Origin of the sequence: Streptomyces sp. NPDC079020 (assembly GCF_044542225.1) — a bacterium.
GTDB lineage: Bacteria > Actinomycetota > Actinomycetes > Streptomycetales > Streptomycetaceae > Streptomyces.
Window position 1 is genome coordinate 333,570 of sequence record NZ_JBITUB010000002.1, and the last position, 17,797, is coordinate 351,366.

The 17,797-nt window shown below is 71.8% G+C and carries 14 protein-coding genes; 12 read left to right on the forward strand and 2 right to left on the reverse strand.

Annotation, left to right across the window (positions count from 1 at the left end; all coding sequences use genetic code 11):
• Positions 1 to 224 precede the first annotated feature (224 nt).
• On the forward strand, positions 225 to 1,010 hold the full coding sequence (locus ACIGJO_RS05380; RefSeq protein ID WP_399952413.1) for a protein phosphatase 2C domain-containing protein: 786 nt from the start codon (positions 225 to 227) through the stop codon (positions 1,008 to 1,010).
• 59 nt (positions 1,011 to 1,069) lie between these two features.
• Here ACIGJO_RS05380 and ACIGJO_RS05385 read toward each other — a convergent pair whose 3' ends face one another.
• Positions 1,070 to 1,567: a MarR family winged helix-turn-helix transcriptional regulator gene (locus ACIGJO_RS05385; protein ID WP_399952416.1), complete on the reverse strand. Its 498-nt coding sequence runs from the start codon at positions 1,565 to 1,567 to the stop codon at positions 1,070 to 1,072.
• Positions 1,568 to 1,812: 245 nt separating this feature from the next.
• Here ACIGJO_RS05385 and ACIGJO_RS05390 point away from each other — a divergent pair, with 245 nt between their 5' ends.
• Positions 1,813 to 2,637 (forward strand): lysozyme, encoded by an 825-nt coding sequence (locus ACIGJO_RS05390; protein WP_399952418.1) that lies wholly within the window; start codon positions 1,813 to 1,815, stop codon positions 2,635 to 2,637.
• A gap of 201 nt (positions 2,638 to 2,838) precedes the next feature.
• The gene (locus tag ACIGJO_RS05395; protein WP_399953203.1) at positions 2,839 to 3,576 is read left to right on the forward strand and encodes a polysaccharide deacetylase family protein; all 738 of its coding nucleotides are present in this window, start codon (positions 2,839 to 2,841) and stop codon (positions 3,574 to 3,576) included.
• Between the two features lie 161 nt (positions 3,577 to 3,737).
• Here ACIGJO_RS05395 and lon read toward each other — a convergent pair whose 3' ends face one another.
• Positions 3,738 to 6,158 carry an endopeptidase La gene (gene lon / locus ACIGJO_RS05400; protein ID WP_399952421.1) on the reverse strand — a complete coding sequence of 807 codons (2,421 nt, stop codon included), beginning with the start codon at positions 6,156 to 6,158 and terminating at the stop codon, positions 3,738 to 3,740.
• A gap of 206 nt (positions 6,159 to 6,364) precedes the next feature.
• On the opposite strand from lon, the gene ACIGJO_RS05405 reads away from it, so the two are divergent.
• From ACIGJO_RS05405 to ACIGJO_RS05445, 9 genes are all read left to right on the forward strand, one after another.
• Complete coding sequence (locus tag ACIGJO_RS05405; protein WP_399952424.1) at positions 6,365 to 6,979, forward strand: RNA polymerase sigma factor; 615 nt, start codon at positions 6,365 to 6,367, stop codon at positions 6,977 to 6,979.
• Positions 6,976 to 8,046 (forward strand): zf-HC2 domain-containing protein, encoded by a 1,071-nt coding sequence (locus ACIGJO_RS05410; protein ID WP_399952427.1) that lies wholly within the window; start codon positions 6,976 to 6,978, stop codon positions 8,044 to 8,046. Before ACIGJO_RS05405 ends, ACIGJO_RS05410 begins: the two co-directional genes overlap by 4 nt.
• Positions 8,043 to 8,813 (forward strand): ATP-binding cassette domain-containing protein, encoded by a 771-nt coding sequence (locus tag ACIGJO_RS05415; protein ID WP_399952430.1) that lies wholly within the window; start codon positions 8,043 to 8,045, stop codon positions 8,811 to 8,813. The genes ACIGJO_RS05410 and ACIGJO_RS05415 overlap by 4 nt, the downstream gene beginning before the upstream one ends.
• A gap of 107 nt (positions 8,814 to 8,920) precedes the next feature.
• Positions 8,921 to 10,171, forward strand: coding sequence for a hypothetical protein (locus ACIGJO_RS05420; protein WP_399952432.1), 1,251 nt, complete (start codon positions 8,921 to 8,923; stop codon positions 10,169 to 10,171).
• A gap of 59 nt (positions 10,172 to 10,230) precedes the next feature.
• The gene (locus ACIGJO_RS05425) at positions 10,231 to 10,860 is read left to right on the forward strand and encodes a hypothetical protein (protein ID WP_399952435.1); all 630 of its coding nucleotides are present in this window, start codon (positions 10,231 to 10,233) and stop codon (positions 10,858 to 10,860) included.
• Positions 10,861 to 10,968: 108 nt separating this feature from the next.
• Positions 10,969 to 11,646: a spermidine synthase gene (locus tag ACIGJO_RS05430; protein ID WP_266923793.1), complete on the forward strand. Its 678-nt coding sequence runs from the start codon at positions 10,969 to 10,971 to the stop codon at positions 11,644 to 11,646.
• A 235-nt stretch (positions 11,647 to 11,881) separates the two neighbouring features.
• Entirely contained in the window at positions 11,882 to 12,619 is a 738-nt protein-coding gene (locus ACIGJO_RS05435; RefSeq protein WP_028438790.1) for a response regulator transcription factor, read from the forward strand.
• Positions 12,616 to 13,692 (forward strand): ATP-binding protein, encoded by a 1,077-nt coding sequence (locus ACIGJO_RS05440; RefSeq protein WP_399952440.1) that lies wholly within the window; start codon positions 12,616 to 12,618, stop codon positions 13,690 to 13,692. Before ACIGJO_RS05435 ends, ACIGJO_RS05440 begins: the two co-directional genes overlap by 4 nt.
• Positions 13,693 to 13,950: 258 nt before the next feature.
• Entirely contained in the window at positions 13,951 to 17,763 is a 3,813-nt protein-coding gene (locus ACIGJO_RS05445) for a multifunctional oxoglutarate decarboxylase/oxoglutarate dehydrogenase thiamine pyrophosphate-binding subunit/dihydrolipoyllysine-residue succinyltransferase subunit (protein ID WP_399952443.1), read from the forward strand.
• Positions 17,764 to 17,797: the final 34 nt, after the last annotated feature.

The window sequence follows — 17,797 nt, forward strand, 5'->3', positions numbered from 1 at the left end:
CAAACGAGTGAACAACACTCCCGAGTTGACGAACAAGTCTCCCCGCGCGCGCCGTCGGCCATGCACGGACACCGGGTGGAACTTCGGCCCCGGCTTTGGCAGGATGCCCGCCCGCACGCGCCCCGGAGCCTTTCCTTCCGCCCTATCGGGCCGCGCTGACCTGCTGGTACAAGCCAATGCCCGCCTCGTGCAGGCTCTGTGAAGAGCTCGTGCAGACTGACAGTATGCGCATCGAACTCGCCTCCGCCCCCGGCAATCCCGAACGCCCCAACGAGGACTGGGTCTCCACGGCTCTTCCCGCGTCCGGCCAGGGTGGATCGCTGGTCCTGCTGGACGGCGTCACTCCACCCCAGGGCGACGACGGATGTGTGCACTCGGTCCCCTGGTTCACCGCGCGGCTGGGCGGCGCGCTGGCCGAACTGTCCGGTTCACGCCGAGATCTGACGCTCGCCGAGATTCTCGCGGAGTCCATCCGGCGCACCGCCGACGCCCATCGGGCCACGTGTGACCTTTCTCACGTGCGTACACCTCAGGCCACGGTGGTCCTCGCCCGCTGGGACGAACACCGGGTCGAATACCTGGTGCTGTCCGACTCCGCCCTCCTCCTGGAGGCACCGGACGGAACGGTCCGGCCGGTGCTCGACGACCGTCTCGACCGGCTGCCGCCCGGCGCGCTGGCCTCCGAGGCGATCGTTGACACGCAGTTCCGCAACCAGGAGGGCGGGTTCTTCACCGCCGCCGCCGACCCCGGGGCGGCGTCACGCGCGGTGACCGGTGAGACCCCGCGCACGGAGGTGCGGGCGCTGGCCGCGCTGACGGACGGGGCCGGCCGCTGGACGGAGATGTTCCACGAGGGCGACTGGACGGCCGCTCTGGGGCTGCTGCGCAAGGCGGGGCCCCAGGGGCTGGTCGACCGGGTCCGGGAGCTGGAGAACGCGGACACGGACCGTGCGTATCTGCGGCGGAGCAAGACGCACGACGACGCCACGGCGGTGTACGCGGAGTTCTGAGCCGCATCCCGGCCGAGCCCCGTCGCGCGCCCCCGGGCGGCGTACGCCCCGGGTCCCGCTCAGTCCTCGGCGCGGGCGTTCAAGTGGTGCAGCAGCCGGGCCAGTTCCGCGACCTCCGCCCGGTCCCAGTCGGCGAGCTTGCGCACGTAACGGCCGCGACGGGCGTCCCGGACGCTGCGGAACCGGGCCAGCCCCTCGTCGGTGAGGTGGACCAGCCAGGCCCGGCCGTCCGCCGGATCGGGTTCGCGCGCCACCAGTCCGAGGCCTTCCAGGGCGCGCAGTTGACGGCTCATCGTCGCCTTGCCGACACCGAAGTAGGCCGCGAGATCGGTGGCCCGCTGCCGCCCCGCCGACTCCAGACGTACGAGCAGGCCATAGGCAGCCGCCTCCAGATCGGGGTGCACCTCACGGGCCATTTCGCCCGAATTGGCGCGCGCCCGGCGCAGGAAGACAGCCAACTCACGCTCCAGCGCGAGGAATTCGTGGTCCACACCACTTCCGGCGGTTGCGCCGGGTTCACGCCCTCGTTCGCTCCCGTGCACGTCAGCACCCCTCATACGCTTTCCCGCCGCTGAAAGTTTCTTTCGCCACCGGTCATCGCCGCAGCTCGGTCAGTATTTCGCAGGCGTAGACCAACGGCGGCGCGCAGGCCCCCTTCCGCCACGCCGGTCTACGTGCGTAGCGTCATCACTGTCAAAGATGGCATGGACACACCATGGCAGCCCGACAGGGGCGCTCCCCCAACCGCCCCCGGCAGCAATTCCCCCAGCTCCCCCCACTCAGGCCTCGGAGGCAACCCAGAATGCCTGTCCTCAGATTCGGATCGTCCCGCCGCTCGCGCACAGCCGCCGCGGGAACCCTTCTCGCAGCCCTCTCCCTCCTCATCACCCTGCCCGGTACGGCGACCGCGGGCGACACCCCCGCCCGGGGTACGGCCCGGATGGGCCAGGGCGTCATCGAGCACGACGGCCAGGGCGGACTGCCGCGCGACTCGCGCGCCGTGCAGACCGAGGGCGTGGACGTCAGCGGCCACCAGAACGCCGTCAACTGGGCGACGCTGTGGAACAGCGGCGTGCGATGGGCCTACGTCAAGGCCACCGAGGGCACGTACTACAAGAACGAGGACTTCGCCCAGCAGTACAACGGCTCGTACAACGTCGGCATGATCCGGGGTTCGTACCACTTCGCCACCCCGAACACGACCAGCGGCGCCGCCCAGGCGAACTACTTCGTGGACAACGGGGGCGGCTGGTCCCGGGACGGCAAGACGCTGCCGGGAGCACTGGACATCGAGTGGAACCCGTACGGGGCCCAGTGCTACGGCCTGTCCCAGGCGGGCATGGTCGCCTGGATACGCGACTTCGTGAACACCTACCGGGCGCGCACCGGACGGGACCCGGTGATCTACACCGCGACCAGCTGGTGGAAGGACTGCACGGGCAACAACGCGAGCTTCGGCGCCACCAACCCGCTCTGGGTGGCCCGGTACAACTCGACCGTCGGCGAACTCCCGGCCGGCTGGGGCTTCTACACGATGTGGCAGTACACCTCGTCCGGTCCGACGGTCGGTGACCACAACCGCTTCAACGGCGCTCTGGACCGCGTACAGGCGCTGGCCAACGGCTGATCCCCGGTCGCGCACCCCGCGACTCCGCACGACCGCGCCCCGGTGACGAGCAGGCGTCGCCGGGGCGTCGCGCCGCGCCCCGCCCCCACTATGAATCACGCGTATACGCGCTGTGTATAGTCCTCGCCGTGCCGCACGAGTGTGCGGAAGCCATCCACGGAGGAGTGACCTGCCTTGCCCAGGAAGACGAAGTCGTTCGGTATGGGGTTGGCCGCCTCCCTTGTGACCGCGCTCACCCTCACACTGAGCGGCTGCTCCATGGAGACGACGGCTCCGGGCTCGGCACGTCAGGACGCCGCCTCCGACGCCAAGGGCTCCTTCGGCCCGGTGGACTGCCGCAAGGCCAAGTGCATAGCGCTCACCTTCGACGCGGGCCCGGCGAAGGACACCCCGCGCCTCCTGGACATCCTCAAGGAGAAGAAGGTCCACGCCACCTTCTTCCTGCTGGGCAAGAACCACGTGCTCAAGCACCCCGACACCGTGCAGCGCATCCAGGACGAGGGCCACGAGGTGGCCAACCACACCTGGTCGCACGAGATCCTCACGGACAAGAAGCCCGACGAGATACGGGCCGAGCTGAAGAAGACCCAGGACGCCATCGCGAAGATCACCGGGAAGAAGCCCCGGCTGATGCGTCCGCCGCAGGGCCGCACCGACGACACGGTCTCCGACATCAGCAGGGACCTGGGGCTCTCGCAGATCCTGTGGAGCGCCACCGCCAAGGACTACTCGACGAACGACTCCGCGCTGATCAAGAAGCGGATACTCGACCAGGCGGGCAAGGACGGCATCATCCTGCTCCACGACATCTACAAGGGCACGGTGCCCGCGGTGCCGGGGATCATCGACGCGCTCCAGAAGAAGGGCTACACCTTCGTGACGGTCCCCGAGCTGATGGCACCCGCCACGCCGGTGCCGGGCACCATCTACCGCCCCTGACCGGACCGGCGCCGCTGACCGGACCGGCACCCCCGCCCCGGCCGCTCTCCGCCGCCCTCCGCCGCTCCCGGACGCGGAACGGCCCGCCCCCCGTTGACTCGGGTGGGCGGGCCGTCCGTACCGGCCGCGCACCTGGTGCCACGCCCGTCACGCCGTGGCAGTCAGGCCGCGGCCGGGATCCTCTCCCGCACCCCGGCCGAGGCCGGGACGAGGGCGATCTCCAGCACCTGGCGGACATCGGTGACCGGGTGGACGTCCAGCGTGTCGAGGACCTCGGCCGGGACGTCGTCCAGGTCGGCCTCGTTCCGCTTGGGGATCACCACGGTGGTGATCCCCGCGCGGTGGGCCGCCAGCAGCTTCTGCTTCAGTCCGCCGATCGGCAGCACCCGGCCGGTCAGCGACACCTCGCCGGTCATCGCCACATCCGTACGGACCAGCCGCCCCGAGAGCAGGGAGGCCAGCGCCGTCGTCATGGTGATGCCGGCGCTGGGCCCGTCCTTGGGGACGGCGCCCGCCGGGAAGTGGATGTGCGCGCCGCGGTCCTTGAGGTCCGCGACCGGCAGTTCCAGCTCCGCGCCGTGCGACCGCAGGAAGCTCAGCGCGATCTGCGCCGACTCCTTCATCACGTCGCCGAGCTGGCCGGTGAGGGTCAGTCCGGACGCCCCGGTCTCCGGGTCGGCCAGCGACGCCTCCACGAACAGCACGTCCCCGCCGGCTCCGGTGACCGCGAGTCCGGTGGCCACGCCCGGCACCGCCGTACGGCGCTCGGCCGGGTCCTGGGCGGACTCGGGAACGTGGTGCGGCCGTCCGATCAGACCGCGCAGATCCTCCTCGGACACCGTGAACGGCAGCTCCCGGTCGCCCAGTTCGTGCTGGGCCGCCACCTTGCGGAGCAGCCGGGCGATGGCCCGCTCCAGGTTCCGTACGCCCGCCTCCCGGGTGTACTCCCCCGCCAGCCTGCGCAGCGCGGACTCGTCGAGGCCGACCTCGTCCTTCTCCAGACCGGCCCGCTCCAGCTGGCGCGGGAGCAGGTGGTCGCGGGCGATGACGACCTTCTCGTCCTCGGTGTAGCCGTCGAGCCGGACCAGCTCCATACGGTCCAGCAGTGCCTCCGGGATGGCCTCCAGCACATTGGCCGTCGCCAGGAACACCACATCGCTGAGGTCGAGTTCGACCTCCAGGTAGTGGTCACGGAACGTGTGGTTCTGGGCCGGGTCCAGGACTTCGAGCAGAGCTGCGGCCGGGTCGCCCCGGAAGTCGGAGCCGACCTTGTCGATCTCGTCGAGCAGGACGACCGGATTCATCGAACCGGCCTCCTTGACGGCCCGCACGATACGTCCGGGGAGCGCGCCCACGTACGTACGCCGGTGGCCCCTGATCTCCGCCTCGTCCCGGACACCGCCGAGCGCGACCCGGACGAACTTGCGGCCCATCGCGTGCGCGACGGACTCGCCGAGCGAGGTCTTGCCGACCCCGGGCGGGCCGACGAGCGCCAGCACCGCACCGCCGCGCCGCCCCCCGACGACCCCGAGGCCGCGGTCGGCACGCCGCTTGCGCACGGCGAGGTACTCCGTGATCCGTTCCTTCACGTCCGCCAGACCGGCGTGCTCGGCGTCCAGGATCTCCCGCGCGCCGCGGATGTCGTAGGCGTCCTCGGTGCGCTCGGTCCAGGGCAGTTCGAGAACGGTGTCCAGCCACGTCCTGATCCAGGAACCCTCCGGGCTCTGGTCGGAGGAGCGCTCCAGCTTCTCGACCTCCTTGAGCGCGGCCTCACGGACATGCCCGGGAAGATCGGCGGCCTCGACACGGGCCCGGTAGTCGTCGGACTCGTCCTCCGGGTCGCCGTTGAGCTCGGAGAGCTCCTTGCGCACGGCGTCGAGCTGGCGCCTCAGCAGGAACTCGCGCTGCTGCTTGTCGACGCCCTCCTGGACGTCCTTGGCGATCGACTCGGCGACGTCCTGTTCGGCGAGGTGTTCGCCGAGCCACTGGATGGCGAGCTTCAGCCGGGCGACCGCGTCCGCGGTCTCCAGCAGCCGCACCTTCTGGGCGGTGGTCAGGAAGGGTGAGTAGCCGGAGTTGTCGGCCAGCGCGGAGATGTCCTCGATCTGCTGGACCCGGTCCACGACCTGCCAGGCGCCGCGCTTCTTCAGCCAGCTGGTGGCGAGCGCCTTGTACTCCTTGACCAGCTCCGCGGCGGCACCGGGCAGCGGGTCGGGGACGACCACGTCGATCCTGGTCCCCTCCACCCACAGCGCCCCGCCGGGCCCACTGGTCCCGGCGCCGATCCGCACCCGGTCGCGGGCCCGGATGAGCGCGCCCGGGTCACCGTCCGAGAGGCGTCCGACCTGCTCGACAGTACCGAGGACACCTGTCCCCGTGTACGTCCCGTCGATCCGTGGCACCAGCAGCACCTCGGGCTTGCCGTCACCGGCACGCGCGGCGGCCTGCGCGGCCTCGACGGCGGCCCGTACCTCCGTGTCCGACAGATCCAGCGGCACCACCATTCCGGGCAGTACGACTTCGTCGTCGAGCGGCAGCACGGGCAGGTCGATCGTTGTGAACGCCTTGGACTCCGTAGTCATGATCTCCCCTTCGGCAGGCAAGTTGAGCTATGTCGACTCAATGCTCCTGAGCGTCTGATTGTTCCCCGCCCCGTGTTCGCCCTGAGCGATCACCCACCGGCCCGGCCGCCGCGCCCCCCGCTCCGCGCCTCCGTACCGGGTGCAACACCGGCAGCCGCTCCCGCCTTCCGTGAACCGGATACGGTCCGGCCTCCGATAGGGGAGGTGTGAGGCTGTTGCGCCCTGCGGGGGAGGACCCGGACCACCGGGACTACGTGAACGACGACACCGACGACACCGAGCTGCTGCGCGCGGTCGCCAGGGGGGACACGGCGGCCCTGGGCACGCTCTACGACCGGCACGCGGGCTGGCTGCACGCCCGGCTCAGCCGCCGGTGCGCGGACGCCGAGACCGTGAGGGAGGTCCTCCAGGACACCTTCGTGACGGTCTGGCGCTCCGCCGGTACGCACCGGGGAGCGCGGGTCGGCGGCTGGCTGTGGGTGATCGCCGCCCGTCGGCTGGTCGACGCCCGGCGGGCCGGGGCCCGGCCGGAGCCGCCCGTCGGCACGGGCCGGGACGCCGCCGCACCCTCCGCGGAGGACCGGGTGCTGGCCGGTCTGGAGTACGGGGACGTGGGCACCGCGCTCGGCCGGATCTCGCCCGAGCTGCGGGAGGTGCTGCGCGCGACGGTCATCGACGGCATGACGACCCGGGAGGCGGCGCAGCTGCTCGGCGTCCCGGAAGGCACGGTCAAGACCCGCGCGATGCGGGCGCGACGCGAACTGCGCGCCGCCCTGGAACGGCTGACACCGGACGGCGAACCGCTGGGAGGAACGGCATGAGGCTCGGAATGACACCCGGGACGGCCGCGGGCGAGGCCTGGCACGTGGGCCGGGATCTGGCGGCGCGGTACGCGGACGGCACCGCGGCGGAGCCGGACGCCTGGTCACTGGAGATGCACGTCGAGGCCTGCGGAGCCTGCGCGGCCCGCGTGTCCGCGGCGGTCCGGGCCGGAGGGGCGACAACGGGGACGGCGGGGGCGGCGGCAGGGGCAGCGGAGACGCCGGGGCCCGCGGCGGGAGCCGTGCTGGCGGACGTCCGGGCGGCCGTACTGGCGACGGTACTGGCCGAGGCACGGGCGGGAACGGTCCGGGCGGAATCCGGAGCGGGACTGCTCACCGAACCCGGATCGCGGGTGGTTGTCAGGCCCGGAACGGATGTGGCCGCCGAGCCCGGAACCGGACCCGGAACCGGGGTGGCCCGAAGGCCCGCCGCCACTCGCCTCGCCCGGGTCCTCTGGGCCGCCGGGCCCGCCCTGCGCGGCCCGTGGCCGCTCGCGCTGGTGCTGGTGGCCGTGGGGGCGGTCGTCCTGGCGTACGGGGCGGGGCTGGGACCGGCCGCGCGCCCCCTGCTGCTCGTGACCGCGCCGGTCCTGCCGCTCGCCGGGGTCGTCGTCTCGTACGGGCGGCATGCCGACCCCCTGCACGAGATCGCCGCGTCGACCCCGTCCGGCGGGCTGTGGCTGCTGCTCACCAGGACCGCCGCCGTGCTCGGGCTGAGCATTCCGGCGCTGACCTGCGCCGGGGCGCTGCTGCCCGCGTCGGCTGGCGGACCCGGTGCCGCGGCGTGGCTGCTGCCGGGGCTGGCGCTGACCCTCGCGGCGCTCGCCCTCGGCTCGTACGTCGGCTGCCGTGCGGGCGCCTCGGCCGTCGCCGTGGGCTGGGCCGCCGCGGTCGTGCTGCCGTCCGTCGGTTCCGCGTCGGGAGCCGGGGCGGACGCGCTGGTCGCCGGGGCCGGCCCGTACTTCGCCGGGCCGGGTGTCCAGGGCTGCTGGGCGGCGGCGGCCCTGATGTGTGCGGCGCTCCTCGCCGTACGCCGTAGATCCTTCGACCATCTGGAGACGTTGTGAGCGCAAAGGTCACCGGACTGACCGTCCGGCACCGCAGAAAAACCGCACTGGACGCGGTCGACCTGGACTTCGCGCCGGGTGTGCACGGCCTGCTCGGCCCGAACGGCGCGGGGAAGACCTCGCTGATCCGGGTGCTGGCGACCGTGGCGGCACCGGCGGCCGGGCGCGTGGAACTGCTCGGCAGCGAGGTCGGCGCCGCGTCGGACCACCGGGCCCGCGCGGCGGTCCGGCGCAGGCTCGGCTATCTGCCGCAGGACTTCGGCCACTACCCCGGATTCACGGTCCGCGAGTTCATCTCCTACGTGGCCTGGCTCAAGGAGATGGACGGGGCGCGGGTGGCCTCCGCCGTGGAACACGCCGTGGAGCGCGTGGGTCTCGCGGACCGGATCGACGCGAAGGTGAAGACGCTGTCGGGCGGCATGGTCCGGCGCGTCGGGGTCGCCCAGGCCATCGTGAACGAACCCGCGCTGCTGCTGCTCGACGAGCCGACCGCCGGGCTCGACCCGGAGCAGCGGGTCGAGTTCCGGGCGCTGCTGCGGGAGCTGGGAAGGACATCCACCGTGATCGTGTCCACGCACCTGGTCGAGGACGTCGCCGTGGCCTGTTCCGAGGTGACGCTGATCGAGGCCGGCGCGATCGCCTACCGGGGCACGACCGCCGAGCTCATGGAGCTGGGCGGCGAGCCGGACGGGCTCGGCGCCAACCCCATCGAGCGCGGCTACACCGCCGCCCTGCGCGCGCACCGTGAGGCGGTGGCGGCCCGATGAGCCTGACACCCGGGGAACACGGGCCCCGCGAGCTCCGGACGAAGGCCCCCGGCCCGCCGGAGCCTGCCGGGACCGCCGCCGCGGGGCGGCCGTACCCCCGCCCCGCCATGACCGTGCTCCGCACCGAGCTGCGGCGCGGCTCCGCCCCGTGGACCGGCCCCGCCGTCGCCGCGACCATTCTCACCACGATGGTCGCCAAGTCCGCCGAGTGGCAGGGGTCCTGGAACGACACCCAGGACCTGCTGCATGTCTCGGCCACCCTGGTCGCCGGGCCGCTCACCGCGGCTGCGGGCTGCTGGCAGGGCGGCCGTGAGCACCGGCGGCGGACCGGAGGACTGTGGCTGTCCGTGCCCCGCGCCCGCCTCACGCGGCTGGTGATGGCGGCTCTTCCCGTCGCGTTGTGGGCGGCGGTCGGGTATCTCGTGGCGCTCGCCGGGGTGCTGGCGGCGACCTGGCCGTACGCCGGGGCGGGCGGCCCCTCCCCGGCGCTCGCCGTCGGCGACCTCAGCGTGCTGGTGTGCCTGGCGTTCGTGGGCCTCGTGGTGGGACGCGTGTGCCGGTGGCGGCTGACCGCTCCGGTTCTCGCCGGACTCCTGTACGTGGGCCTGGGAGCCCCGGGCTATCTGTCGTCCGAGGCCCGGTTCCTGAGCCCCGCCACGCAGTACTGGCTCCGTGACTCCGTACCCGTGTGGTGGTTCGCTCCCGTCATGGCCGTCTGGACGGGCGGTCTGACGCTCGCGCTGGTGCTCGGCTACGCGGCCCGGCGCCGGGTCCTCGCTCTGGTGCCGCTCGCGGCGGCCCTCTGTGCCGCTCCGCTGATCGTGAGCACCGGTGAGGGGATGTTCCGGGCGGACCCGGCGGCGGCCCGCCCGGTCTGCGGCGACACCGTCCCGCAGATCTGCGTGGCCGGCCTGGAGGGCCCGCTGCTGCCCGAGGTGTCCGGGGCGCTGGCCGGGATGCTGTCCCGGCTGGACGGCGTCCCCGGTGCCCCGGTCCGCTACGTGGACGGCGAGGCCCGGCCCGGAAGCGGCGAGGCAGTCCTGCCGGGTCTGACCCGCGGCTGGGGCGTGATCCGCGACGAGTTGCCCGACCCCGCGGACTACGTCTCGCAGGTCGCGTACCAGCTGACCCACCGCGAGTGCTCGGACGCGGAGTACGGAGGCCCGGCGGAACGTCTGCGACTCCTGGAGACCGATGACGCGGTGGCGAGCTGGCTGGCGGCCCGGGACGAGCGCTTCACCGGCTCCCCGCATCCGGCCCGGCTCACCGCCATGGCGGACGCCGACCGCAGGGTCTGGCTCGGCCGCTATCTGGCCTCGGCAGGCAGCTGCGACCCGAAGCAGGTCCCGGTCCTGTGAGCGCTCCCGCGACTCCTCCTGTACCGCCTCCCGGGATCCCTGCCACCCCGGCCGGTCCGGTGCCGCGCCGGCTCCGTACGCACCCGAAGGCGCTGCCCGCCCTCCACCTCCGCTCCCGCGCCTTCCCGGCCACCGTCGCGGCACTGGTCTGCCTCGCCCTTCTCGCCGCGTGGGCCGCCGACTGGCTGGAGGACCGGCCGTACTTCGACCACAGCGCGCGGGCACCGGTGGTGGCGCTCGCCCCGCTGCTCGCCTCGTCCGCCATCGGCACCAGCCTGTACTCGCACAGTGACGAGCTGGACCGCACCGCCGTACGCCGGTGGTGGCCGCTCCGGCTGGCCCATCTGCTGGCCCTGACCGCCCTCGCCGCCGGGGTGCTCGCCCTGGCCGTACCGGGGCATCCGGAGGAGTTCGGCGCCCCGGCGATGGTACGCAACGTGCTGGGCGCGACCGGGGTGGTCGCGGCCTCGGCGGCCCTGCTGGGGGCGCGGCCCAGCTGGCTGCCGATGACGGTCTACGGCAGCGCGGTCTACCTGGCCGCGCCCCGGGCCCCGGGCGGGGCCGCGGCCCTCTGGGCCTGGCCGATGCAGCCGGGGCCGCAGACCGCCGCGTGGGCGGTGGCACTGTCGGCGTACATCGTGGGGGGAGGTCTCCTCGTACTGCGCGGGCAGCGTCCGGAAAGACGGTGAACCGGCCCCCACCGGGGCGGATGTGCCAAAGCGTTGGCCCCGGCCGGGTCCGCCGGGACAGGATGGCGGGACATCGTCCACCGCCACCGGAGACCGGAGAGCCACGTCATGTCCGCCAGCACCAGCCCCGTCACGCTCGACCGACGCGAAGGACCTTTCGGCGAGGTCGTCCTGCGCGAGCGCGGGGAGGACTTCGAGATCATCGCCAACGGCTGTTTCCTGATGGACACCTCGGACGGGCGGTCCGAGCGGCTGCTGATCGACGCGGCGCTCGCCGCGCTCCCCGCCGGCCGGCCCGGCCCCGCCGTCCTCATCGGCGGACTCGGGGTCGGGTTCTCGCTGGCGCGGGCCGCCGCCGAGGAGCGCTGGGGGCGGATCGTCGTCGTCGAGCGGGAACAGGCGATCGTCGACTGGCACCGGGAGGGGCCGCTGGACCGGATCTCCGGCGAGGCGCTGGCCGACGCACGGACCGAGATCCTGCACACGGACCTGGTCGCACACCTGCGGACGACCACGGAGCGTTACGACGCTCTGTGCCTGGACATCGACAACGGACCCGACTGGACCGTCACGGACGACAACGGGAACCTCTACTCCCCCGCCGGTCTGGCGGACTGCCACGCGCGTCTGACCCCGGGCGGAGTGCTCGCCGTGTGGTCCGCGCAGCCGTCGCACGCCTTCGAACAGGCTTTGCGGAATGCCGGGTTCAGTGCGGTAAGGACGGAAGAGGTAGCCGTTGCCCGAGGTGTACCGGACGTGGTCCATCTCGCACTCCGGACGGACTGAACCCCTGTCCGGCATGCGGGGGCCCGTCGCGCCCCGGGGCATCCGGTACAAGGCCGACGATCCGCCTCACCGCGGGGCCCAACTCGTCGATGCGTGACAACACCCTGCGTAGCCGGGAGCCGTCCGCTGCCTTTACGCTGCTGAGCGGTAGCAAGGGATCACCCACGAAATCCACGAGCGAAGACCGTGCCTTGCGGGGGTATGACCCCCGTGAGAAACGGGCAGGGGCGGGGCGATGGAACAGACACACACCACCCACAACGGCGTCGCGGCCACCCCAGGGGCTCAGCGCCGGGTGCTGGTGGTCGAGGACGACCCCACGATCGTCGACGCCATTTCCGCCCGGCTGCGGGCCGAGGGCTTCCTGGTGCAGACCGCACTGGACGGGCCCGCGGCCGTGGACGCGGCCGAGGCCTGGCAGCCCGATCTGATGGTGCTCGACATCATGCTTCCCGGCTTCGACGGGCTGGAGGTCTGCCGCCGGGTGCAGGCCCAGCGCCCCGTGCCGGTGCTGATGCTGACGGCCCGCGACGACGAGACCGACATGCTGGTCGGCCTCGGCGTCGGCGCCGACGACTACATGACCAAGCCGTTCTCCATGCGCGAGCTGGCGGCCCGGGTGCACGTCCTGCTGCGCCGGGTGGAGCGTGCGGCGCTGGCCGCGGTCACCCCGCGCAGCGGAATCCTGCGCCTGGGCGAGCTGGAGATCGACCACGCGCAGCGCCGGGTCCGGGTGCGCGCCGAGGACGTGCACCTGACGCCGACGGAGTTCGATCTGCTGGTCTGCCTGGCCAACACCCCGCGTGCGGTGCTCTCCCGTGAGCAGCTGCTGGCGGAGGTCTGGGACTGGGCGGACGCCTCGGGCACCCGTACGGTCGACAGTCACATCAAGGCGCTGCGCCGGAAGATCGGCGCCGAGCGGATCCGTACCGTGCACGGCGTCGGCTACGCCCTGGAGACCCCCGCGCCATGACCCGGCCAGGGGCGGGACTACGGCCCTTCTCGATCAAGGCCAAGCTCGGCACGCTCGTCGTGGTGTCGGTGTTCATCACGACGGGGCTCCTGATCGTCGCCCTGCGCACCAGGACCGAGTTCCGGTTCATCACGGTGTTCTCGGTGATCGCCACGCTGCTGATCACCCAGTTCGTGGCGCACGGTCTGACGGCGCCGCTGGACGAGATGAGAGCCGTGGCCCGGTCGATCTCGCACGGCGACTACACCGGCCGGGTCAGCGGCGCCGGGCGGCGGGACGAGCTGGGCGACCTGGCCCAGACGATCAACCGGATGGCGGACGACCTGGAGGCGGAGGACCGGCATCGCAAGGAGCTGGTCGCCAATGTCTCCCACGAGCTGCGCACCCCCATCGCGGCGCTGAGAGCCGTGCTGGAGAACGTCGTGGACGGGGTGTCGCCGGCCGATCCCGAGACGATGCGCACGGCCCTGAAGCAGACGGAGCGGCTCGGCAGGCTGGTGGAGACCCTGCTCGACCTCTCCCGGCTGGACAACGGGGTGGTGGCGCTCAAGGCCCGCCGCTTCGAGGTGTGGCCGTATCTGTCGGGTGTGCTGAAGGAGGCCAATCTGGCCACCTCGCAGCGCCGGCTCTCCTCCGGTTCCGGCAACCACTCCCGTACGGACGTCCATCTGCATCTGGATGTGTCGCCGCCCGAGCTGACGGCGCACGCGGACGCGGAACGGCTGCACCAGGTGGTCGCCAACCTGATCGACAACGCGGTCAAGCACAGCCCGCCGCACGGCCGGGTCACGGTGCTGGCGCGCCGCGGGGCGCATCCCGAGTCGCTGGAGCTGGAGGTCATGGACGAGGGTCCGGGCATCCCGGAGGCCGAGCGCCACCGGGTCTTCGAGCGGTTCAACCGGGGGCAGGCGCCGTCCCCGCACGGGCCGGGCAGCGACGGCGGTACGGGACTGGGGCTGGCCATCGCCCGCTGGGCGGTGGATCTGCACGGGGGCCGGATCGGGGTGGCCGAATCATCACGCGGCTGCCGTATCCAGGTCACTCTTCCGGGAATGTCCCAGCCGCGCGGTTGACATAGGGTTCGAACCGGAAGGGCATGTTCTCCGTGTCCTCCATAAAGGGGATACGGTCGGGTGGCCGTACCCACGGCTCTGCGTACCCGAAGTGCGGCGGAACCCAGGTTGTTTCCCGCCATTTCCTGTGCCGAAACCCGCCTTCCGATGTGACTTGCACGACGAAGACCGGCCCGGTCTGCAAGGAATGGCCAAGGAGGCGTAGCCTTGATTTCCGCTGTCCATCACCTTGTGAAGCGGAAGAGGGCGGTTGCCGCCGTGTCGTCTCAGTCCCCCAGTAACTCAAGCATCTCGACCGACCAAGCCAGCCCGGGTGGGAACCCGGCCGTGGCCTTCGGCCCCAATGAGTGGCTCGTCGACGAGATCTATCAGCAGTACCTCCAGGACCCCAGCTCGGTCGACCGTGCCTGGTGGGACTTCTTCGCCGACTACAAGCCGGGTACCTCCGGCACGGCGGACAAGCCCCTTCCCGACGTCGCGGCCGCGGTGACCCCGGCCCCGGTCGCCACCCCCCCGGCCCAGCCCGCGGCACCGGCACCGGCTCCGGCCGCCGCGCCCGCCGCCCCCGCCCAGCCCGCCGCCGCTCCGGCGCCCGCGAAGGCCGCCCCCGCCCCCGCCGCTCCGGCGGCCCCGGCGAAGGCCGCCCCCGCGAAGCCCGCCGCGGCCCCGGTCAACGCCGCCGAGGCGACCGAGGCCCCGGAGGGTCCGGAGTACGTGACGCTGCGCGGCCCCTCCGCCGCCGTCGCGAAGAACATGAACGCCTCGCTGGAGCTGCCGACGGCCACGTCCGTCCGCGCCGTCCCGGTGAAGCTGCTCTTCGACAACCGCATCGTCATCAACAACCACCTCAAGCGCGCCCGCGGCGGGAAGATCTCCTTCACGCACCTCATCGGGTACGCGATGGTGCAGGCCCTCAAGGCCATGCCGTCGATGAACCACTCCTTCGCGGTCAAGGACGGCAAGCCGACCCTGGTCAAGCCGGAGCACATCAACCTCGGCCTGGCCATCGACCTGGTGAAGCCCAACGGTGACCGCCAGCTCGTCGTCGCGGCCATCAAGAAGGCCGAGACGCTCAACTTCTTCGAGTTCTGGCAGGCGTACGAGGACATCGTCCGGCGTGCCCGCATCGGCAAGCTCGGCATGGACGACTTCACCGGGGTCACCGCCTCGCTGACCAACCCCGGCGGCATCGGCACCGTCCACTCGGTGCCCCGCCTGATGCCCGGTCAGGGCCTCATCATGGGCGTCGGCGCGATGGACTACCCGGCGGAGTTCCAGGGCACCTCGCAGGACACCCTCAACAAGCTCGGTATCTCGAAGGTCATGACGCTGACCTCGACGTACGACCACCGGGTCATCCAGGGCGCCGCCTCCGGCGAGTTCCTGCGCGTCCTGAGCCAGCTGCTGCTCGGCCAGAACGAGTTCTACGACGAGATCTTCAAGGCGCTGCGCATCCCCTACGAGCCGGTCCGCTGGCTCACGGACATCGACGCCTCGCACGACAGCGACGTCACCAAGGCCGCCCGCGTCTTCGAGCTGATCCACTCCTACCGGGTCCGCGGCCACGTCATGGCCGACACCGACCCGCTGGAGTACCGCCAGCGCAAGCACCCCGACCTCGACATCACCGAGCACGGCCTCACCCTGTGGGACCTGGAGCGGGACTTCGCGGTCGGCGGCTTCGCCGGCAAGTCGATGATGAAGCTCCGCGACATCCTCGGGGTGCTGCGCGAGTCGTACTGCCGCACCACCGGCATCGAGTTCATGCACATCCAGGACCCGAAGCAGCGCAAGTGGCTCCAGGACCGGGTGGAGCGCCCGCGCGCCCAGCAGCCCGAGCGCGAGGAGCAGCTGCGCATCCTGCGCCGGCTGAACGCCGCCGAGGCGTTCGAGACGTTCCTGCAGACCAAGTACGTCGGCCAGAAGCGGTTCTCGCTGGAGGGCGGCGAGTCCGTCATCCCGCTGCTCGACGCGGTCATCGACTCCGCCGCCGAGGCCCGCCTCGACGAGGTCGTCATCGGCATGGCCCACCGCGGCCGGCTGAACGTGCTGGCGAACATCGTCGGCAAGTCGTACGCGCAGATCTTCCGCGAGTTCGAGGGCAACCTCGACCCGCGCTCCATGCACGGCTCCGGCGACGTCAAGTACCACCTGGGCGCCGAGGGCACCTTCACCGGTCTGGACGGCGAGCAGATCAAGGTCTCGCTGGCCGCCAACCCCTCCCACCTGGAGGCGGTCGACCCGGTCCTGGAGGGCATCGCCCGCGCCAAGCAGGACATCATCAACAAGGGCGGCACGGACTTCACCGTCCTGCCCGTCGCGCTCCACGGCGACGCGGCCTTCGCGGGCCAGGGCGTCGTCGCCGAGACGCTCAACATGTCGCAGCTGCGCGGCTACCGCACCGGCGGCACCGTGCACGTGGTGATCAACAACCAGGTCGGCTTCACCGCCGCCCCGGAGTCCTCGCGCTCCTCGATGTACGCCACCGACGTGGCGCGCATGATCGAGGCGCCGATCATCCACGTCAACGGCGACGACCCGGAGGCCGTGGTCCGCGTCGCGCGGCTCGCCTTCGAGTTCCGGCAGGCGTTCAACAAGGACGTCGTGATCGACCTCATCTGCTACCGGCGCCGCGGTCACAACGAGACCGACAACCCGGAGTTCACCAACCCGCAGATGTACACCCTGGTCGACAAGAAGCGCTCGGTGCGCAAGCTGTACACCGAGTCCCTCATCGGTCGCGGCGACATCACGCTGGAAGAGGCGGAGCAGGCGCTCCAGGACTTCCAGGGCCAGCTGGAGAAGGTGTTCGCGGAGGTCCGCGAGGCCACCTCGCAGCCGGCCGCCCCGCATGTCCCGGAGCCGCAGGCCGCGTTCCCGGTGACCGTGGAGACGGCCGTCTCCACCGAGGTCGTCAAGCGGATCGCCGAGTCGCAGGTCAACATCCCCGACTCGATCACCGTCCACCCCCGCCTGATGCCGCAGATGCAGCGCCGCGCGGCCTCGGTGGAGAACGGCACGATCGACTGGGGCATGGGCGAGACGCTGGCCATCGGTTCGCTGCTGATGGAGGGCACCCCGGTCCGGCTCGCCGGCCAGGACACCCGCCGCGGCACGTTCGGCCAGCGCCACGCGGTGCTGGTCGACCAGGTGACGGGCGAGGACTACACCCCGCTGCTGTACCTCACCGACGACCAGGCCCGGTACAACGTCTACGACTCGCTGCTCTCCGAGTACGCGGCGATGGGCTTCGAGTACGGCTACTCGCTGGCCCGTCCCGAGTCGCTGGTCGTCTGGGAGGCCCAGTTCGGTGACTTCGTCAACGGCGCGCAGACCGTCGTGGACGAGTTCATCTCCTCGGCCGAGCAGAAGTGGGGCCAGACCTCCGGCGTCACGCTGCTGCTGCCGCACGGCTACGAGGGCCAGGGCCCGGACCACTCGTCCGCCCGCCCGGAGCGCTTCCTCCAGATGTGCGCGCAGGACAACATGACGGTCGCGATGCCGACCCTGCCGTCGAACTACTTCCACCTGCTGCGCTGGCAGGTGCACAACCCGCACCACAAGCCGCTGATCGTCTTCACCCCGAAGTCGATGCTGCGTCTGAAGGCCGCGGCGTCGAAGATCGAGGAGTTCACCACCGGCGGTTTCCGTCCGGTGATCGGCGACGCGTCGGTCAAGCCCGAGGACGTCCGCAAGGTCGTCTTCTGCGCGGGCAAGCTGTACTACGACCTGGACGCCGAGCGGGAGAAGCGCGGCGACACGGAGACGGCCATCATCCGGCTGGAGCGCCTGTACCCGCTGCCGGGTGCGGAGCTCCAGGCCGAGATCGCCAAGTACCCGAACGCCGAGAAGTACCTCTGGGCCCAGGAGGAGCCGGCGAACCAGGGTGCGTGGCCGTTCATCGCGCTCAACCTGATCGACCACCTGGACCTGGCCGTCGGCGCCGACATCCCGCACGGTGAGCGCCTGCGCCGCATCTCGCGGCCGCACGGCTCGTCCCCGGCGGTCGGCTCGGCCAAGCGCCACCAGGCCGAGCAGGCACAGCTGGTCGCCGAGGTCTTCGAGGCCTGATCAGCGGCACCACCGTCACGGGCTCCGGTCCCCG

Excerpts from the sequence above, each read along its gene's own strand:
- ACIGJO_RS05390 (WP_399952418.1), top strand. The coding sequence starts at position 1,813 with ATGCCTGTCCTCAGATTCGGATCGTCCCGCCGCTCGCGCACAGCCGCC.
- ACIGJO_RS05435 (WP_028438790.1), top strand. The coding sequence starts at position 11,882 with ATGGAACAGACACACACCACCCACAACGGCGTCGCGGCCACCCCAGGG.
- ACIGJO_RS05380 (WP_399952413.1), top strand. The coding sequence starts at position 225 with ATGCGCATCGAACTCGCCTCCGCCCCCGGCAATCCCGAACGCCCCAAC.
- ACIGJO_RS05430 (WP_266923793.1), top strand. The coding sequence starts at position 10,969 with ATGTCCGCCAGCACCAGCCCCGTCACGCTCGACCGACGCGAAGGACCT.
- ACIGJO_RS05410 (WP_399952427.1), top strand. The coding sequence starts at position 6,976 with ATGAGGCTCGGAATGACACCCGGGACGGCCGCGGGCGAGGCCTGGCAC.
- ACIGJO_RS05385 (WP_399952416.1), bottom strand. The coding sequence starts at position 1,567 with ATGAGGGGTGCTGACGTGCACGGGAGCGAACGAGGGCGTGAACCCGGC.
- lon (WP_399952421.1), bottom strand. The coding sequence starts at position 6,158 with ATGACTACGGAGTCCAAGGCGTTCACAACGATCGACCTGCCCGTGCTG.
- ACIGJO_RS05420 (WP_399952432.1), top strand. The coding sequence starts at position 8,921 with ATGACCGTGCTCCGCACCGAGCTGCGGCGCGGCTCCGCCCCGTGGACC.
- ACIGJO_RS05395 (WP_399953203.1), top strand. The coding sequence starts at position 2,839 with ATGGGGTTGGCCGCCTCCCTTGTGACCGCGCTCACCCTCACACTGAGC.
- ACIGJO_RS05440 (WP_399952440.1), top strand. The coding sequence starts at position 12,616 with ATGACCCGGCCAGGGGCGGGACTACGGCCCTTCTCGATCAAGGCCAAG.